The 385-nt window shown below is 57.9% G+C and carries 1 pseudogene; it reads left to right on the top strand.

Going from position 1 to position 385, the window contains the following annotated elements:
• Positions 1-354 (top strand): annotated as a pseudogene (locus ACW5W8_RS23930) (hypothetical protein); the annotation flags it as partial.
• Positions 355-385: the final 31 nt, after the last annotated feature.

Genomic DNA, 385 nt, shown 5'->3' with positions numbered 1-385 from the left:
CTGGCCCGCTACAGCCAGAAGGTCAAGGATATTCCGGCCTACAGCGAGTGGAGCAAGTATTACGGCGAGAAGTTCCAAAAAGAGATGGAGGTGATGCAGGCCCGCCTCAAAGAGGAGCTCAACAAAGCATTGGCCAAAGAGAGTGCCAAAACCAATCAGGCCGCAGCTCAGCCACCGGCTCCGACTGTAGTGCCATCTACCCCCAGCACCAACACCCCAGGGACACGCAGGCCCTTGTCCGAGCGGATCACCATCGAGCTCAAAGGGGCTGGGGGCTCGGCCGAACTGCAGGCCGATGAGGCCAATGCGAATGCCCTGATCTCCCTTCTTAAACAGCAAGGACTTCGCCAATGAACGTGACCTTAAACAGCGTGCTGCTGCCAGA

It is taken from the genome of Aeromonas aquatilis, from assembly GCF_054052405.1.
The sequence above is the reverse complement of the archived record's forward strand: the minus strand, read 5'-3'. Positions and strand labels throughout refer to the sequence as shown.